Source organism: Citrobacter sp. Cpo109 (assembly GCF_030332565.1).
Taxonomy (GTDB): domain Bacteria; phylum Pseudomonadota; class Gammaproteobacteria; order Enterobacterales; family Enterobacteriaceae; genus Citrobacter; species Citrobacter portucalensis.
This window is the reverse complement of record NZ_JAOWHQ010000051.1, coordinates 77,858-95,404: the sequence shown is the minus strand read 5'-3', so window position 1 is coordinate 95,404 and position 17,547 is coordinate 77,858. Positions and strand designations below refer to the sequence as shown.

Genomic DNA, 17,547 nt, shown 5'->3' with positions numbered 1-17,547 from the left:
CTGCATCAGCAACGATCACTTGCTTTTTTTGATGTGCTTAATCAAGCGCTTACGCTTACGCATCTGAGTCGGCGTCAATGTATTACGTTTGTTCGCAAACGGGTTCTCCCCTTCTTTGAACTGAATACGGATCGGCGTCCCCATCACGTCCAAAGACTTGCGGAAATAGTTCATCAGATAGCGCTTGTAGGAATCCGGCAGGTCTTTGACCTGGTTGCCGTGAATCACCACGATTGGCGGGTTATAACCACCAGCGTGGGCATATTTCAGCTTCACACGACGACCACGCACCAGCGGCGGCTGATGATCTTCTACTGCCATGGTCATGATGCGCGTCAGCATCGCGGTGCTCACGCGACGTGTAGAGCTATCGTATGCTTCACGGACCGATTCAAACAGATTACCCACGCCGCTACCGTGCAGTGCAGAGATAAAGTGTACGCGCGCAAAATCAATAAAGCCCAGACGGAAGTCCAGCGTCTCTTTGACCTGCTCTTTTACTTCCTGCGTCAGGCCATCCCACTTGTTCACAACGATAACAAGTGAGCGCCCACTATTGAGAATAAAGCCCAGCAGCGACAGGTCCTGATCGGAAATCCCTTCACGCGCGTCAATCACCAGCATCACCACGTTGGCATCTTCAATTGCCTGCAGCGTTTTGATTACTGAGAATTTTTCTACCGCTTCGGTAATTTTGCCGCGCTTACGTACGCCCGCGGTATCGATGAGCACATATTCGCGTTCATCGCGCTGCATCGGAATATAAATACTGTCACGCGTGGTTCCCGGCATGTCGTAAACCACTACGCGGTCTTCGCCGAGAATACGGTTAGTAAGCGTGGACTTACCTACGTTCGGACGGCCGACGATTGCCAGTTTAATCGGCAAATCCTGCGGGTTGAAATCGTCTTCAGGCTCTTCTTCGCCGTTTTCTTTAGCTTCAAGCTGCGCCCAGTATTCTGCGTCTTCATCCACGTCTTCCTGAGGAGCAACGTCATCCATCCACGGCAGTAGAACATGCTCCAGCAGGCTGAGAACGCCACGACCATGTGACGCCGCGATAGGATAAATTTCACCCAGACCCAATGAGTAGAAATCAACAACCGCCTGGTCAGGATCGAGTCCGTCAGTTTTGTTGGCGACCAGGAACGTCGGTTTCTGGCGCGAACGCAGATGTTTAGCAATAGCTTCATCCGCAGGCATCAGGCCAGCACGCGCATCCACCATGAACAGCACAACGTCTGCTTCTTCGATAGCCAACAGCGACTGTTCCGCCATACGGGTTTCAACACCGTCTTCGGTGCCATCAATACCGCCGGTATCAATACAGATAAACTCACGGCCTTCAATTTCCGCACGACCGTACTTACGGTCACGAGTCAGACCCGGGAAATCCGCAACCAGCGCATCTCGGGTGCGAGTTAGACGGTTAAATAACGTGGATTTGCCAACGTTAGGGCGCCCGACAAGCGCGACCACAGGTACCATGTTTAAAGCCTCATTTAAAAAATCATCAGACAACGGGCACATTTTTGCGCCGTTGTTAAAAACAGTAAAACGGCCCCTGCACCAGGAGCCGTTTTTCAAAGCGAGCGGCCGGGACGATTAACGCGTAATGGAGTACAGCGTACCGTCTTTCGCCTGGATCAGCAGTTTACCATCAGCAGAGACCGGCTCGGTCAGGAAACCTGAGCTGTCGACTTTCTGCTGGGCAACAAAACGACCATCGTCAACGTTAATCCAGTGCAGGTAGCCTTCGCTATCACCGACGACCAGATTGCCATTATACAATACCGGGGACGTCAGCAGACGGTGCAGCAGATCGCTTTGCGTCCACAGCGTCACGCCGCCATCGGTGGTCAGCGCCAGTACGCGGTCATTCTGGTCAACCAGGTAGATACGGTTACCGTCGACGATGAAATCATTCACCGAGCCTAGTTCGCGTTTCCACATAATTTGACCGCTGCGCAGATCCAGCGCCGTCAGGTTACCATTATAAGCCAGCGCGTAAACAACGCCATTGACGATAACCGGCGTGGTATCAACGTCGCTCAGACGATCGATTTCCGTTGGGCCTGTCGCCTGAGAGATACGCTGCTGCCAAATCATCTGGCCTTGCTGCATCAGCACGGCGCTCACGCGACCGTTATCACCGCCGACAATAGCTGCGCCAAAGGCAGTTGCCGGAGCGGATTCACCACGCAGAGACAGGGAAGGCATGTCGAGGTTAACGGTCCATTTGATGGCGCCATCAGCTTCGTTTAATGCCTGCAACTGGCCGTTGCTGGTGTGGATCAGTACTACGCCATCGCTCACAACAGGACGAGACAGCGCTTCACCGGCGACTTTCGTCTGCCATGCGGTGGTGCCGTCGCTGGTATTCAACGCATAAACCTGTGCTTTTTCGCTGCCAATGTAAACATGTCCGCCAGACACGGTTACACCGCCAGAAAGCTGTGCAGATGCACGGGAGAACCAGCCGTCTTTCTCACCCAGATTCACAGACCAGACTTCTTTACCGTCGCCTGCGTTCAATGCTTTCACTACACCAGCGCGATCGGCTGCATAGACAACGTTATCCGCCAGCGCAGGGTGAAGATTGGAATAGAAATCACCAATACCGTTACCTACGGAGGTGCTCCATTCCGTAGACGGAGTAAACTGGTTTTCAACCACCGGTAATGGGGACATCTTAACGACATCTTCTTCGCCACTAAACAGTGAACAGCCGCTCAATAGGGTAACGGAAAGCAGCCCTGGCAGAAGTAATTTACGCAATTGCATCGGGTCCCTCTCAGATGGACAAATTATTGATTTTCATCTGCATCATTTCGCTCAGAGCAGGAGAGGCATCGCTTTTCACACCCGCTTCCCATGCGCTACGCGCACCTTGTTTGTCGCCTTTGCTCAGCAACGCTTCACCGCGCAGATCGGCAACAATGGCCGTCCACCCTTCACCTTTAATAGTGTCGAGCGTTTTCAGCGCGGTATCAGCCTGTTTAAGCTGAACCTGAACACGAGCCAGACGCAGGTTAATCACCGCTTTGAGATTTTCATCGCTGGTTGCAGCCAAGCCCTGTTGCAGCTGACTTGCAGCTTTCTCAAGTTCATTTTGGTCAACAAACTGCTGCGCAAGTTCCAGTGAAGCCAGCGCGCCGTAGGTATTTTTATTCTCTGCAGCAAATTTCTCAGCGGCAGGAATGCTGTCCGGTTTACCCGCGCTAACCGCAGTCACCGTATTTTGATACGCCAGAGAAGCAGAGCGTGCGGACTCCGTCTGATGGCTGGTCCAGTAACGCCAACCAACCAGCGCGCCAACCCCTAAAATGATCCCAACAGCCAGCGCCTTGCCGTTTTCAGCAAAGAAGCGTTTTACCGCATCAACCTGGTCGTGTTCGTTCTCGTAAATTTCCACGCTGTCCTTCTCCTTAGCCCAGTAAAGTGCGCAAATGCGCGGCAACGCTATCCTGCGCTACTGCCGTTTGCTCACCAGAGCGCAAATCCTTCACTACAACAGTACCGTCAGCCACTTCGGACTCGCCCAGTACCAGTGCAACGCGGGCGCCCCACTTATCGGCACGGGCAAACTGTTTCTTAAAGTTGCCGCCACCGTGGTTTGTCATCAGTTTCACACCAGGAACTTCATCGCGCAGACGTTCTGCAAGCGTCATTGCCGCCGACTGCGTGTCCGCCCCTGAAGCAACCAGGTATATATCGACAACAGGATCTGCGTTAAATTCCGGATTAACTGCCTGAACTAACAAAACAAGTCGTTCCAGACCCATAGCAAAGCCCACGGCAGGCGTTGCACGACCGCCAAGTTGCTCTACCAGACCGTCGTAACGACCACCGGCACACACGGTGCCCTGAGAGCCCAGGCTGCTGGTGACCCACTCAAATACGGTGCGGTTGTAGTAATCAAGACCACGAACCAGACGCTGATTGACGGTATAGGCAATGCCTGCGGATTCCAGCAGTTTGCACAAGCCCGCGAAGTGCTCGCGAGAGTCGTCATCAAGATAGTCGCCCAGTGCAGGCGCGTCGTTGAGCAGCGCCTGTACTTCCGGGTTTTTGGAGTCGAGAACGCGCAGCGGATTGGTGTACATACGACGCTTGCAGTCTTCGTCCAGTTTCTCTTTGTGCAGTTCCAGGTAGGCGACCAGCGCATCACGGTAGTTAGCGCGGGCTTCAAGCGAACCGATTGAGTTCAGCTCAAGGCTAACATGCTGAGAAATACCCAGCGCGCGCCACCAGCGAGCGGTCAGCATAATCAGCTCCGCATCGATGTCCGGGCCTTGCAGGCCAAATACTTCGACACCCAGCTGATGGAATTGACGATAGCGTCCTTTCTGCGGACGTTCGTGGCGGAACATCGGCCCGATATACCACAGACGCTGTTCCTGATTGTACAGGAGACCATGTTCGATGCCGGCGCGTACGCAGCCCGCAGTCCCTTCAGGACGCAACGTCAGGCTGTCGCCATTACGGTCCTCAAAGGTATACATCTCTTTTTCAACCACGTCGGTAACTTCACCGATCGCGCGTTTGAATAACGGGGTCTGCTCTACAATCGGCAAGCGGATTTCACTGTAACCGTAGCTACCGAGCACGTTTTTGAGAGTGCCTTCAATGCGCTGCCAGATGGCGGTTTCGCCAGGCAGATAATCGTTCATGCCGCGAATGGCTTGAATGTTTTTTGCCACGTTTATTCTCTTTATGAATATAAAAATGAACCCTCAGCGCTAACCCGAACAATGCGGGCGCCATGCGGGTTCAATCATACACGGGAAGCACGCCGCTTCCCATCACGTTGTTATTTTTCAAGCTGCTGCACGTCGATACGACGCGCTTCGTCCAGAATACTCGCTTTAGCGCGGATGCGGGCTTCAAGCTGCGTAATCATGTCGTCGTTATCGAGTCTGTCCTTACGCACGCCGTCTTCATACAGGCCGCTTTTCTTGTTACCGCCCGTCACGCCCAGCGTAGAAACCAGCGCTTCACCAGGACCGTTTACCACGCAGCCGATGATCGAAACGTCCATTGGCGTAATGATATCTTCCAGGCGTTGCTCCAGCGCGTTAACCGTACCAATAACGTCAAACTCCTGACGCGAACAGGTTGGGCAAGCGATGAAGTTGATCCCGCGCGCGCGAATGCGCAGCGATTTCAGGATATCGAAACCCACTTTGATCTCTTCCACCGGATCGGCTGCCAGAGAAACACGCAGCGTATCGCCGATCCCTTCAGATAACAGCAGGCCAAGGCCGATCGCGGACTTCACCGAACCACTACGCAGGCCACCGGCTTCGGTGATCCCCAGATGCAGCGGTTGATCGATCTGTTTCGCCAGCAGGCGATAGGATTCTACGGCGAGGAAAACGTCAGACGCTTTGACACTGACTTTGAATTGATCGAAGTTCAGACGATCGAGGTGATCCACGTGGCGCATAGCGGATTCCAGCAGCGCCTGCGGCGTCGGTTCACCGTATTTTTCCTGCAGATCTTTTTCCAGCGAGCCGGCGTTGACGCCGATACGGATAGGAATATTTTTATCACGAGCGCAATCCACCACCATGCGAATACGCTCTTCACTGCCGATATTACCTGGGTTAATACGCAAGCAATCAACACCGTATTCCGCTACCTTCAGCGCGATACGATAGTCGAAGTGAATATCGGCAACCAGCGGGACGTTAACCTGCTGTTTGATAAGCTTGAACGCTTCTGCGGCATCCATTGTCGGTACAGAGACACGAACAATGTCTGCACCTACGCGTTCCAGCGCTTTAATCTGATTAACCGTCGCTTCCACATCCGTGGTACGCGTATTAGTCATAGACTGTACGGCGATGGGCGCACCATCGCCGATCGGCACGTTCCCAACGTAAATGCGTGTCGATTTTCTACGTTGAATTGGAGCCTGGTTATGCATTAAAAAATCTCCCGCATTGCCGTCTGTTACTGAGCCGGTGATTGTTCGGCATTAACGGTCAGACGCGCAACCTGGTTAGTTCTGATAAAACGACTCAGATCGACAGGTTTACCCTGGAACTGAATCTGCACTGCCGCCGGGGCGCCAATTTTCAGTTTGTACGGCGCTTGACCGGTCAGGTTTAGATTGCCGTCTTTACGCTGCATCCCGCTGAACAGTTTTTTACCGGTCGCATCGGTTACTTCCAGCCAGCAATCGGCGGTAAAGTTCATCACCAGCGCGTTAGGATCGGCTGCAGGTGTAGTCACACCTGCCTGATCGGTCGGCAGAGGAGCCGCTGTAGCTGGCGCTGTTGGCGCTGCGGTTGCGGTATCGACGTTAGCCTGAGATGGGGCAACAACGGCGTTCTGTTGCGCATCAGCGGCGGGTGCCGGGGTCGCAGCAACGTCTGGCGTTGGCGCTGCGTCCGCCACCGCACCATCGTCAGGAGCCGGAGGGGTATCCTGCCCTGCTGCTGCGCTGGTATCTAACGGTACGTTCTGCGCACCCTCTTTACCGGCATTCAGCTCAGCAGAGGATTGATCGGCCATGGTGGTGATCTCTTCCTGCTGCGCTTTATGGTTCTGCCACCACCAGGCGCCTGTCAGTCCGACAACGACAAACAGCACCAGCCAGGTAAAGGTCATTAACCAGCCGTCACGTTTCTTACGACGCTTACCGAGCGAAAAGCTCTGCATCGGTGCGACCTTAGCTGGTCGAATCGGAGCCTGTTTTTCCAGCCCTGGCAACAGTTCTTCTTCAGGAATATGCACCAGACGCGCATAAGAACGGATATACCCGCGCAGGAATGTTGAAGCAAGATCGGCTGGCGCCTTATCTTCTTCAATATCGCGTACCGTGGAGACCTTCAGGCAAAGTCGCTCCGCGACTGCCTGCTGGCTGAATCCGAGTTGTTCACGGGCATTGCGCAGACGAACGCCGGTGGATAGTGTTTCATTTTTGTCGTGCGTGGCTTCAGTATTCATTCGCTACAGCTGCGTAAATTTGGGTTCTGATGCCGGCGAGCCACAATGCTCACCCACACCGCGAAACATCTGGTCAGTTAACCTTCGTCAGACAGTATAAAACGGTCAGACTATCAATGACAAAACGGCGTAAACCTGAGGGCTAAACACTTGTTACGCCGTTACATACTGCCTTAAAGTCGACAAAAACGCACCGTTATTATTGACCTGACGACGACAACAAAAAACCTCATATGGCTTACGTTGCACTACGGTACAGGAATTATACCGTAGTGCGCCAACATCAAACGGTCTTAATGTCGATAGCGTCGCCCTGCATACGCTTACGCAGAGTACGCTTGGTACGGTCGATAACGTCGCCCGCCAGCTGACCGCAGGCTGCATCGATGTCATCACCACGTGTTTTACGTACGATGGTAGTGAAACCATAGCTCATCAACACTTTGGAGAAACGATCGATACGGCTGTTAGAACTACGGCCATACGGCGCGCCCGGGAACGGGTTCCACGGGATCAGGTTGATCTTACACGGCGTATCTTTCAGCAGTTCTGCCAGCTGATGCGCGTGTTCAGTGCCATCATTGATGTGATCTAACATCACATACTCAATGGTTACACGACCCTGGTTAGCGTTGGACTTCTCCAGATAACGACGAACCGCGCCAAGGAATGTTTCGATATTGTACTTTTTGTTGATAGGTACAATTTCGTCACGAATTTCATCGTTCGGCGCATGCAGAGAAATCGCCAGCGCGACGTCAATCATATCACCCAGCTTATCCAGCGCAGGGACAACGCCTGAGGTGGAGAGCGTGACGCGACGCTTGGACAGCCCAAAACCGAAGTCATCGAGCATGATTTCCATCGCCGGAACCACGTTGGTCAGGTTGAGCAACGGCTCGCCCATCCCCATCATCACCACGTTGGTAATAGGACGCACGCCCGTAGCCTTCACCGCACCAACGATCTTCGCCGCGCGCCAGACCTGACCAATGATCTCCGATACCCGTAGGTTACGGTTAAAGCCCTGTTGCGCCGTAGAGCAGAATTTACACTCTAATGCGCACCCGACCTGTGAAGAAACACACAGGGTCGCACGATCGTCTTCCGGGATATACACCGTTTCAACGCGCTGATCGCCAACCGCGATAGCCCATTTGATCGTACCGTCAGAAGAACGCTGCTCTTCCACCACTTCCGGGGCGCGAATTTCAGCCACTTCTTTCAGCTTGTTACGCAGCACCTTGTTGATGTCAGTCATGTCATCAAAGTTGTCGCTGCAATAGTGGTACATCCACTTCATGACCTGATCGGCACGAAACGGTTTTTCGCCCATCTCTTTGAAGAATTCGCGCATTTGCTGACGGTTCAGATCCAGCAGGTTAATTTTTCCATTTTTATTTGGAACCGCAGGAATGACGACTTCAGAGGTGTTAACTAATTCAGACATAATTTTTTCCGGCCTCGTTGTTACACGTTGTGGCCCGTGGAGGGTTAAAAAGAAACGCCCCGGCAAGCAATCTGCTCTTCCGGGGCGTTGCATTGTACAAAGTCTGGCGCAGGGATGCCACGTTTGCACGAAGCATTAGTGAAAATAATATGTAAAGGAAGATCGTAGGCCTGATAAGACGCATTAGCGTCGCCACCAGGCAAAGCAGAGCCGGATGCGCAAACGCTTATCCGGCCTACAGGACGAGCTTATTAGCGCGTACGCGGGCAAACCTCGCCTTCACCAAAGAAATAGGCGATTTCGCGCGCCGCTGACTCAACGGAGTCGGAACCGTGAGTACCGTTCTCGGTGAAGCTGTCAGCATAGTCTGCACGCAGAGTACCGGCCAGCGCATTCGCCGGGTTGGTTGCGCCCAGCAGATCGCGATGACGCTGTACGGCATTTTCGCTTTCCAGAACAGAAACAACGATCGGACCGGAGGTCATAAATTCAACCAGACCGTCAAAGAACGGTTTGCCATCGTGCTCAGCATAGAAGCCACGTGCCTGCTCAACGGTCAGGTGCAGCATTTTAGTGCCGACAATTTTGAACCCTGCTGCTTCAAAGCGCGCAAAGATGCTCCCAATAACGTTTTTTGCCACCGCGTTTGGTTTGATGATGGAAAAAGTACGTTCAATAGCCATGATAACCTCTGTAATGTGTTCTGTTGTTGTCTATATAGATGTACGACCTGGCGCGGATTATAAAGAGCATCCCGGCAATTGACTATTGATGAAGGTAACATTTCTTTAAAATAAGATGAATTTTAGCAACAAACAGTCACCAACTGGTCTACTGCATCGAAAATCTCACCGTCGCTACCTGACCAGCGTCATCCATCACCAGCAGTTGATAATCCCCTTTAGTCGCCAGCCGTAGCGTAAGACGACGTCCACGTTCTTCCAGCCTTTCACCGTTAAGAAACCACCAGCGTTCACCGCTCCCACCACTGGTTTGCACCGGCAATGAGGCTTGAGCAGAACCGGGTAAACGCTTCACAATCGCGCCATCACGAATACCTGTCAACTGCAACGGCTGTGAAGCGTCTTGTCCCAGCGGCGGACACGTGGCAGAAACTGGCGGTAATCTCGCCCCACGGCGTTCTGATTCCGGTAGCCATGGCTCCAGCGGCAACGGCCAGACGATTAACGTTTGCTCGTGCGTCTGCGGGCAATCCGCCGCCACACGTTTGCCTTCATCATCCAGCCAGACAGGAAAACGAATGCCATTAACCCCTTCCTGCTCGGGCAATAATAACGTTGGCGGCTGACTGCCATCCAGTAACCAGGTTGCCAGACGGCGACGGCAGTTGCTGTCTCCAGGGGCAAGGGATTGCCCGCCCGGCCAGCACACCACACCGCGACTCACGGATTCAGGGCGTGGATCTTCCGGCTGATTTGTCCCGCGAGAGAGCAAAAGATTGTTGACCTGAGTGAGCAGCGGCACGGCGCTGGCAAATCCAAACTGGCCCACCACCGGCGTTCCGTCTGGTCTGCCAGTCCAGATACCGATCACATAACGGGCGTTAACGCCAATCGCCCAGGCATCGCGATAGCCATAGCTGGTGCCCGTTTTCCACGCCAGCGGAACCACTCTACTCAGCGCGTTATCCGGCAGCGGTTGCGCTTCGTCGGCCATAATACGGCGAATAATCCACGCCGCGCCCGCCGACATCAACGGGCGTTCAAGCAGTGGGTCACCCGGCTGCAGACGCAGTTTTCCCGCTTTTCCCTGGCGGGCAAAGGCGCTGTACGCTGCGGCCATATCTTCCAGCCTTGCCCCCGCGCCACCTAAAATCAGCGACAGATTTGGCGCAGCCCCTGCGGGCAGATACAGCGGTAAGCCGACGTTACGTAACGATGCGGCAAAGCGCTTCGGACCATAGGCTTCGAGCACCTGCACGGCGGGTAAATTCAACGACCTTACCAGCGCTTCGCTCATGCTCACCGGGCCATGAAAACCGCTGTCAAAATTCCCCGGTCGATAGTCCCCAGTTCGCCGCGGGACATCCTGCAACAACGAAGCGGGATGAATGAGTCCGTCATCCAGCGCCAGACCGTAAACAAACGGCTTCAGCACCGAGCCTGGCGAACGGATCGCATTCACCATATCCACATGACCAAAGCGGGAGTCGTCATTCATATCTACCGACCCCACCCAACCACGCACGCTCATATCGGTGTGATCGACCACAATCATTGCCAGCGAACTGCGTGCAGGTAAGCGCCCCTTCCAGTTCTGCGCCAGCTCTTCCAGTTGACGCTGCAATCCGGCATCAAGGGTAGTCACGATTTTATCGCTCCGGCTTTTTCCCAGCATCATGCGCGAGAATAACGGCGCTAACTGCGGCATTTGCCTGGGCGCCAGCCAGACTGGCTCTTCACGCGACTCCTGTACCTGTCTGGCAGGCCAAATGCCCTGGGTCGCCATACGTTCGAGCACTTTATTACGCGCCGCTTCAGCACGGTCCGGCCAACGGTCCGGGCGCAGGCGACTCGGTGCCTGTGGCAAAACAGCCAGCAGCGCGGCATCGGAGTAACTCAATTGCGCGGGTGATTTACCAAGATAGGCCCAGCTTGCCGCCCCCACACCCTGCAGCGTACCGCCAAACGGCGCACGGTTGAGATACAGTGTCAGGATGTCGCGTTTGGAGAGATGCCATTCCAGCTGCAATGCGCGCCAGAGCTGGCGAAACTTGCCGCCAAAGGTTCGCGGATGAGGATCGAGTAATCGTGCGACCTGCATGGTGAGCGTACTGCCGCCCGAAACCACGCGCCCAGAGGAGAGGTCCTGCCATGCTGCGCGCAGTACTGAAAACGGATTGACGCCGGGATGCTTCCAGAACCAGCGGTCTTCGTAGTTAATTAGCGCCTCAAGGTAGCGGGGCGACACCTCATCAATCGTTACCGGATACCGCCAGATACCTTCGGCATCGGCAAAGCGCCAGAGTGGCGTACCATCATGTGCCACCACGACCCGCGCAGGATCGACTTCGTGCAAGGGCAGCGGCCAGATTTTATCTGCCGCCCAAACTGCCGCCACAATCAATAGCGCAACGGCTGCCAGCCAGAGCCAGCAGCCGCGTTTACCCAACCCGCGCATCATTTACGGTCTGACAATCAAAAGTCCCTCTGTCGCACCGGTCGCGCGCCACTGCGGAACATACATTGATTCCACCTGTGGGACGGGAACCTGGTAGGTCCCCGGCGTCACCGCTCGCGCCAGATACACCAGCGTAACCGGTTGTCCTTCATTGACCGCCACCGCAGCGACAAAGCGATCGTCACGGAACTCAACGTGCTGGATATCTGCCTGCTGCATCTGATTAAGCAGATTCGCCACTTCGCTGCCGCTATCCTGCAGGCTGGCGCTGCCGTTGGCCAGATTCTGGTTTTCCAGTTCCAGTCCTGCTGGCAGTAAGTCAACCACCAGTGCATCCGGCACGTTCTGGCTGGCTTTCACCTCCAGCCAGACCAGCACCAGCTCGCCGCTGCGCAGCGAATCCAGCGATTTGCTGTTTCCGTCGAGCCCCAGGATTTGACGCTCAATATGCAGAACGTTGTTGGCAGGCGTCGGTGAGGTTTGCGGATAACCGCTCACATCCAGACGCAGCCACAGCGGTAGATTACCGGTATTGGTGACGCTCAGCGTAGACAGCGCATCGGCATCCAGATTACGCGTCTGTGATTTCTCCCCGGCTAACGGTTGCTCCGAGAATGACGTTTGCGCCTGCCATGTGCCTGGCAAGTCCTGTAACGTACGCGCGGCAAGGAACAACGCATTATTTTCCTGAGTCGAGAGCCAGCGCTGCCCAAAGGCCTGTTCTGACAACGTGTTCAGCAGCGTATTCTGCACGTCAGGTTTGAGCTTGTTCTCTTCGAGCAAGGCCAGCATCAACGCGTTATCCCGCAACGCACTGCCGTAATCCGCCATCCACTGTTGCGTATCGCGGCGCGGCGTATTCAGCGCTAGCGTCAACGCCTGTTCACTGCGGTTAGCATCGCCCATATTTTTCAGCGCGATTCCCAGTTGTAACAGCGGTAAACCAGAGGCCGCTTGCGCACGACGCTCCCAGATCTCACGCAATGCGCCGAGCGGGGCTTTTTGCTGACGCGCCAGAACCAACGCGGCGTATGCTTGTACGGCAAACCGGCTTGCTGAAGAGTCGTCGGTATAGCGAATCGACAACATTCCTGGATCCTGCAAATAGCGCAGCAGCCGCTCGTTGCCACGGTTAATGACTTCTACCGGGACGCTGTAGCCCTGTTCATTTGCCCGAACGAGGAAATCCATGACATACGCGGTCAGCCAGTACTCTTCCGACCCGTTTTTATCCCACAGCGCGAAACCGCCGTTATCACGCTGCATCTGCACTAAACGAGAAATCCCAATATCGACTGCCGCACGGCGTTTTTCATCGCTGTCGCCCACAATACCTAACGCCTTCAATTGCGCAGCATTGGTGTATAAGGATGGAAACAACCCGCTCGCCGTTTGCTCCAGGCAACCGTAAGGGTAAGCCTTCAGTTCGCGGATATAACGCGCCAGATTTAGCGGCGGCTTACCGCTGAACAGCAGTTGTCCCTGCATCGTTGCAGGGGAGAAATTGGTCAGTTCTTCGCCCGGAAGCTGCCAGGTTGCGCCCGGCTGAAGTGCGACACCGTTATTAACGGTTTGCGCCGGGAACGCCGGACGCACGCCAATCTTCCACTGTTTATGCTGAACTGGCAGCGTTTCACCCGGTAAAGTCAGACCGCTAATTTCTGCCTGAATTTCGCCATCGCCAAACCCCTCCCGCGCACGCACCGGAATAAACAACGTAGTCCGTACGCCTGGTGCCAGATTTACCGGAGCAGGATCTTGCCCCATCAGCTCCAGTAAGCTATTGGACGCGAGCTTAATATTCAGCGTTTGCGGTTTGTCAGTCAGGTTAGTCACGTCCAGCGTCAGGCGCGAGGTATCGCCTTCCGCCAGAAAACGCGGCATATTCAGTTCAGCAATTACCGGCGCGGCAACAATCACCTTGCTTTCACTGCTGCCAAAGTCATCCGCCGTCCAGGCCTGTGCCATTACCCGTAGCTCGCCGTTGAAATCACCAATCGGTAGCGTCACCGTACCTTCGCCCTGCTCGTTGAGCGTAACCGGCAGCGCCTGTTGCGCCACGATATTGACGTGATTAACCGGTGGCTTACCGCCGCGTTTTAATTCATCGCCATCTCCACCAAAGCGCAGCGCCGCCAGCCGCCCTTGCCCTTCGATCACCTGGCCGTAAATATCATAAATATCCGCGCCATAGCGTTTTTGCCCGAAAAACGCCTGCCACGGATCTGGCGTGGCGTAATCGGTAATGTTCAACACTCCGCTATCAACAGCAGAGACCAGCACGTTAACCTGTTTTGGTACGTCGCCATTTTTGACGCTGGCTTTAATCTTGACGGTCAACGGCTGGTTTGGCCGTATTTTCGCCGGGTTTTCCAGCGCCAGCGCCAGACGACGGTTTTCATCACCTAACGGCAAATGCAGTAAACCGACCGCCCGTTTTGGCGTGGCCGAACGGGACTTGTCGCCAGGACGAACCACCAGCGCACTGAGATACAAATCGTGGCGATTCCAGGTTTTATCGATTGGGATGGAGATATCGAGACCATCCGCCGGTACGTCTATTTCTTGCCACCACAGCGGGCCTTCGCTGGATTCCACCATCGCATAACCTTTGCCAGCAGCGGGAGCGGCAACGTGCAGCTTCATGGTATCGCCAGGACGATAGCTGGGTTTGTCCAGTTTCAGAGTCACGCGATCGGGACGCACAGCCCCACTGCCGTCGCTGTTATCCTGCCAGCTATAACCTGCCCAGAAGCGTACGCTGCTCACCGCATCATTCGGGGCTTTCACTTCCAGACGATAGGCACCCCACTCAACCGGGAAGCTGACTTTACCGGTTTCATCGGCCTTAAGATCCAGAGCCTGCTCACCTTCAACCAGATCCTTTTGATCGAACTGAGATTGCCAGCCCTCGCCTTCAGACCAGTTCCAGTAGTAATCCCGGCGCTCGCGGATCAAACGCACCTGCAAACCGGACACCGCTTTTTTCTCGCCCTGCGCATCGGCATAAACAATGTCGAAAGCGGCGTTGCTGTTTTCATCAACGATAGGCTGATTCAAAGTGGTATCAGTGCGGTAGTCATAGACGGCTTTTGCCGCAAACTGCGGACGAATACCCGGCAGCGTGTCCGCAGGCCAGATGGCTTGTTCAGCCCGACGCGTCACCGGGCGGCCACCAGATTCCAGCAGGCTGGCTTGCAGGATCACCTGTAACGGAGAATGCGTCTCCTGCCATTGGCTGTTGGTGGTCACTTCGCCGCGACCGTGTTCATCCAGCGTAAGCTGAACTTCATCGAGGCTGCGGGACAGGTTTTCTTCGGCAATATTACCAAATTGGAACCCCGGCAATGCCTGCACCGCTTCGCGCAGCGGGCGCAGGAAAAGCTGTCCTTGCAGAGCATTGCCGTTAGCGGGCGCGCCGTACAGGTAGTAGCCCACTACCGAGAACTTCACTTCATCAGCCGGAGCTACCGGAATCTTATTGGCGGAGAGATTGAGCGCCATCCGCTCAGGCATAAAATCTTCGACGTGGAAATCCCACATCCGTGAGTGGTTGTCGCCCGTATTAGCACGAATATGCCACATACCGGTTGGCGCGTTAGTGTCCAGCGGCCAGCTAAAGCGGTACAGACCGTTCTCCGGCTGGCTAACCACCGAACGTAACACTTGCCCGTCGGGCTTTACGACCTCCAGCTTCACCGGCTGGTCGGGCAACGTTTTGCCGTCGCTGTCACGCAGTAATCCGTTGAGGATCACCGTTTCGCCAGGACGATAGAGGTCACGGGGAGCAAACATAAAGAACTGTTTGCTGTATCCCGGTGCACCGGCAATATCAAATTCAGCCAGATCCAACGCCGGGAGTTTCAAATCCAGCAGCGTGGTTTGCCCGTCTTTGCGGGCCAGCAATAAAGCCGCGTCTTTATCAGTCTCCAGTTTGACATGACCCTGCGCGTCGCTGGTAGCCTGCGCCAGCGTCTGTCCTTTTTCGTTGAGTAACGTGACCTCAATACCCTGCTGCGCAGCGCCATTTTCCAGACTCTGTGTAAAGACATCCAGTTGATTATGGTAACGGTGCGCAGACACACCAATATCGCTGAGCGTGAACAGCGTAGCGGCATTACTGTAGTTGTATTGTCCAGCCTGATTCATCACCGCGATGTAAACACCTGCTTGCTGCAACGGCTTGATATCGCTCAACGGCAGCAGCAGCTTCTCACGGGTGTTACGCGCAGGATTGAGATCAAAGCGTCCGGTATACACCAGTTCCGCCATTTTCAGCAGATTGTCAGATTCCCAGTTCGTCAACGAATTGCGGTATTCCCACTGGCTGACAAATGCGCCGAGCGATTCAGGCTTCACGCGAAAGAAGTTCACATCCACGCTGTTAACGTTGAGGGCCATTACCGGCAGGCCTTCAATTACTTTTCCCGGCAGCAGCGAGCCGCGACTGGCAAACCCTACGCTTGGCTGTACATCGCGGGTGGTAATGTTTTTTTCATAATCAATAGCGAACGTCGCTTTATTCAGCGCCAGCAAATCACGCTCAATGGTCACCACCAGTTCCCGGTTAGGTTCCAGATGGCGTAAGCGCAGCTCTTTCAGATTTGGCGCCAGCTCCCAGGCACCATCCACTTTGCCGCTTTTTTTATCAACAACGTGCACGACGCGGGAAAAATCTTGTTCTGGATCGAGGGGAATGGAGAAGGTCAAAACGAGCGTTGCCGCACCGTCGAGCTGGACCTCTGAGGCATCCAGCAGCGTCAGCGACTTGCCCTGGCTTTGCTGCACCAGCTTTTGTAATTGAGCTTTATCTTTTGCTGGCGCAGTCTGTGGCGCAGGCGCATCAGGTTTCGCAGCCGTCGGTGATTTTTCATTATTATTATCGCACCCGACCAGTGCCAGCATCAGCATGCAGGCCGCTACGCGTAAATGTTTCATTTTTCATCCCTGGCCGTAGTGGCCCGTTAGCTACGTAGAACAACTATTATGCGTCAGATTTCCGGCTGTGGAAGTCAGTAACTGAACAACGTTGTCTTAATTTAAGTGATTAATGTGGATTCACCTGACAAATCAGCCTGTTTTACTTGTCGCTTTACGGTAAACATCCGACAATTTGCCAAAACCTGGTAAAAATGGAGATGCCTATGACCACCGCCTTCTTTGTCGCTGCCGACTGGCTTGCCGAACACATTGACGACCCGGAAATACAAATTCTTGATGCCCGGATGGCACCTCCAGGACAGGAAGATCGCGATGTTGGCGAGGAGTATCGTGAGGGCCATATTCCTGGCGCAGTATTTTTTGATATTGAAGCGCTTTCCGATCATACCTCACCGCTACCGCATATGATGCCACGCCCCGAAGCCTTTGCCGTTGCGATGCGCGAGCTGGGCGTTGATCAGGATAAGCATCTGGTTATCTACGATGACGGTAATCTGTTTTCCGCGCCACGCGCATGGTGGATGCTGCGGACATTTGGCGTCGAAAATGTCTCCATTCTGGCAGGCGGTCTGGCAGGCTGGAAGCGCGATGAGCTAATGCTCAAGGAAGGCGATGAGGATTTACCTGAAGGTGAATTTAACGTGGCCTTTACGCCTGACGCAGTAGTGCGCGTTACCGATGTACTGCTGGCCAGTCATGAAAAAACGGCGCAGATCGTCGATGCCCGTCCGGCTGCGCGTTTTAATGGCGAAGTTGACGAGCCGCGTCCTGGTCTGAAACGTGGTCATGTGCCGGGTGCGCTTAACGTACCGTGGACAGAACTGGTTCGTGACGGCGAACTGAAAACCACCGATGAGCTGGATGCTATTTTCTTCAGCCACGGCGTGAGCTTTGACCGCCCTATTATCGCCAGCTGCGGCTCCGGCGTAACGGCTGCCGTCGTGGTGCTGGCACTTGCCACGCTGGGCGTTTCTGACGTCGCATTGTATGACGGCGCATGGAGCGAATGGGGAGCACGCAACGATTTACCGGTAGAACCGCAATTATAAAGCTGGAAA

Annotated in this window: 11 protein-coding genes; 1 reads left to right on the top strand and 10 read right to left on the bottom strand. The window is 54.6% G+C overall.

All coding sequences use genetic code 11. The features are described from left to right. Positions 1 to 15: 15 nt before the first annotated feature. The 10 genes from der to OGY71_RS06975 all read right to left on the bottom strand — a co-directional run bounded on the left by der (position 16) and on the right by OGY71_RS06975 (position 16,486). The gene (der, locus tag OGY71_RS07020) at positions 16 to 1,488 is read right to left on the bottom strand and encodes a ribosome biogenesis GTPase Der (protein WP_063941707.1); all 1,473 of its coding nucleotides are present in this window, start codon (positions 1,486 to 1,488) and stop codon (positions 16 to 18) included. 117 nt (positions 1,489 to 1,605) lie between these two features. Further along, the gene (gene bamB, locus OGY71_RS07015) at positions 1,606 to 2,784 is read right to left on the bottom strand and encodes an outer membrane protein assembly factor BamB (protein ID WP_008785453.1); all 1,179 of its coding nucleotides are present in this window, start codon (positions 2,782 to 2,784) and stop codon (positions 1,606 to 1,608) included. 10 nt (positions 2,785 to 2,794) lie between these two features. Then, the gene (locus tag OGY71_RS07010) at positions 2,795 to 3,415 is read right to left on the bottom strand and encodes a YfgM family protein (protein ID WP_003835172.1); all 621 of its coding nucleotides are present in this window, start codon (positions 3,413 to 3,415) and stop codon (positions 2,795 to 2,797) included. A gap of 13 nt (positions 3,416 to 3,428) precedes the next feature. After that, entirely contained in the window at positions 3,429 to 4,703 is a 1,275-nt protein-coding gene (gene hisS / locus OGY71_RS07005) for a histidine--tRNA ligase (RefSeq protein WP_003835173.1), read from the bottom strand. A 110-nt stretch (positions 4,704 to 4,813) separates the two neighbouring features. Next, entirely contained in the window at positions 4,814 to 5,932 is a 1,119-nt protein-coding gene (gene ispG / locus OGY71_RS07000) for a flavodoxin-dependent (E)-4-hydroxy-3-methylbut-2-enyl-diphosphate synthase (RefSeq protein WP_003037720.1), read from the bottom strand. Between the two features lie 26 nt (positions 5,933 to 5,958). Further along, a complete protein-coding gene (rodZ, locus tag OGY71_RS06995) occupies positions 5,959 to 6,957 on the bottom strand; it encodes a cytoskeleton protein RodZ (protein ID WP_032944208.1) in 999 nt (332 codons plus the stop codon). Positions 6,958 to 7,240: 283 nt separating this feature from the next. Next, positions 7,241 to 8,407, bottom strand: coding sequence for a dual-specificity RNA methyltransferase RlmN (gene rlmN, locus OGY71_RS06990; protein WP_003037713.1), 1,167 nt, complete (start codon positions 8,405 to 8,407; stop codon positions 7,241 to 7,243). A 251-nt stretch (positions 8,408 to 8,658) separates the two neighbouring features. After that, positions 8,659 to 9,090 (bottom strand): nucleoside-diphosphate kinase, encoded by a 432-nt coding sequence (gene ndk, locus OGY71_RS06985; RefSeq protein ID WP_003037710.1) that lies wholly within the window; start codon positions 9,088 to 9,090, stop codon positions 8,659 to 8,661. A 148-nt stretch (positions 9,091 to 9,238) separates the two neighbouring features. Next, entirely contained in the window at positions 9,239 to 11,551 is a 2,313-nt protein-coding gene (gene pbpC, locus OGY71_RS06980; RefSeq protein ID WP_063941710.1) for a peptidoglycan glycosyltransferase PbpC, read from the bottom strand. After that, entirely contained in the window at positions 11,552 to 16,486 is a 4,935-nt protein-coding gene (locus OGY71_RS06975) for an alpha-2-macroglobulin family protein (protein WP_286613031.1), read from the bottom strand. Positions 16,487 to 16,692: 206 nt separating this feature from the next. Here OGY71_RS06975 and sseA point away from each other — a divergent pair, with 206 nt between their 5' ends. Further along, a complete protein-coding gene (sseA, locus tag OGY71_RS06970) occupies positions 16,693 to 17,538 on the top strand; it encodes a 3-mercaptopyruvate sulfurtransferase (protein WP_063941712.1) in 846 nt (281 codons plus the stop codon). Positions 17,539 to 17,547: the final 9 nt, after the last annotated feature.

Coding starts and splice junctions, on each gene's coding strand:
- rlmN (WP_003037713.1), bottom strand. CDS start 8,407: ATGTCTGAATTAGTTAACACCTCTGAAGTCGTCATTCCTGCGGTTCCA.
- ispG (WP_003037720.1), bottom strand. CDS start 5,932: ATGCATAACCAGGCTCCAATTCAACGTAGAAAATCGACACGCATTTAC.
- pbpC (WP_063941710.1), bottom strand. CDS start 11,551: ATGATGCGCGGGTTGGGTAAACGCGGCTGCTGGCTCTGGCTGGCAGCC.
- OGY71_RS06975 (WP_286613031.1), bottom strand. CDS start 16,486: ATGAAACATTTACGCGTAGCGGCCTGCATGCTGATGCTGGCACTGGTC.
- der (WP_063941707.1), bottom strand. CDS start 1,488: ATGGTACCTGTGGTCGCGCTTGTCGGGCGCCCTAACGTTGGCAAATCC.
- bamB (WP_008785453.1), bottom strand. CDS start 2,784: ATGCAATTGCGTAAATTACTTCTGCCAGGGCTGCTTTCCGTTACCCTA.
- sseA (WP_063941712.1), top strand. CDS start 16,693: ATGACCACCGCCTTCTTTGTCGCTGCCGACTGGCTTGCCGAACACATT.
- ndk (WP_003037710.1), bottom strand. CDS start 9,090: ATGGCTATTGAACGTACTTTTTCCATCATCAAACCAAACGCGGTGGCA.
- rodZ (WP_032944208.1), bottom strand. CDS start 6,957: ATGAATACTGAAGCCACGCACGACAAAAATGAAACACTATCCACCGGC.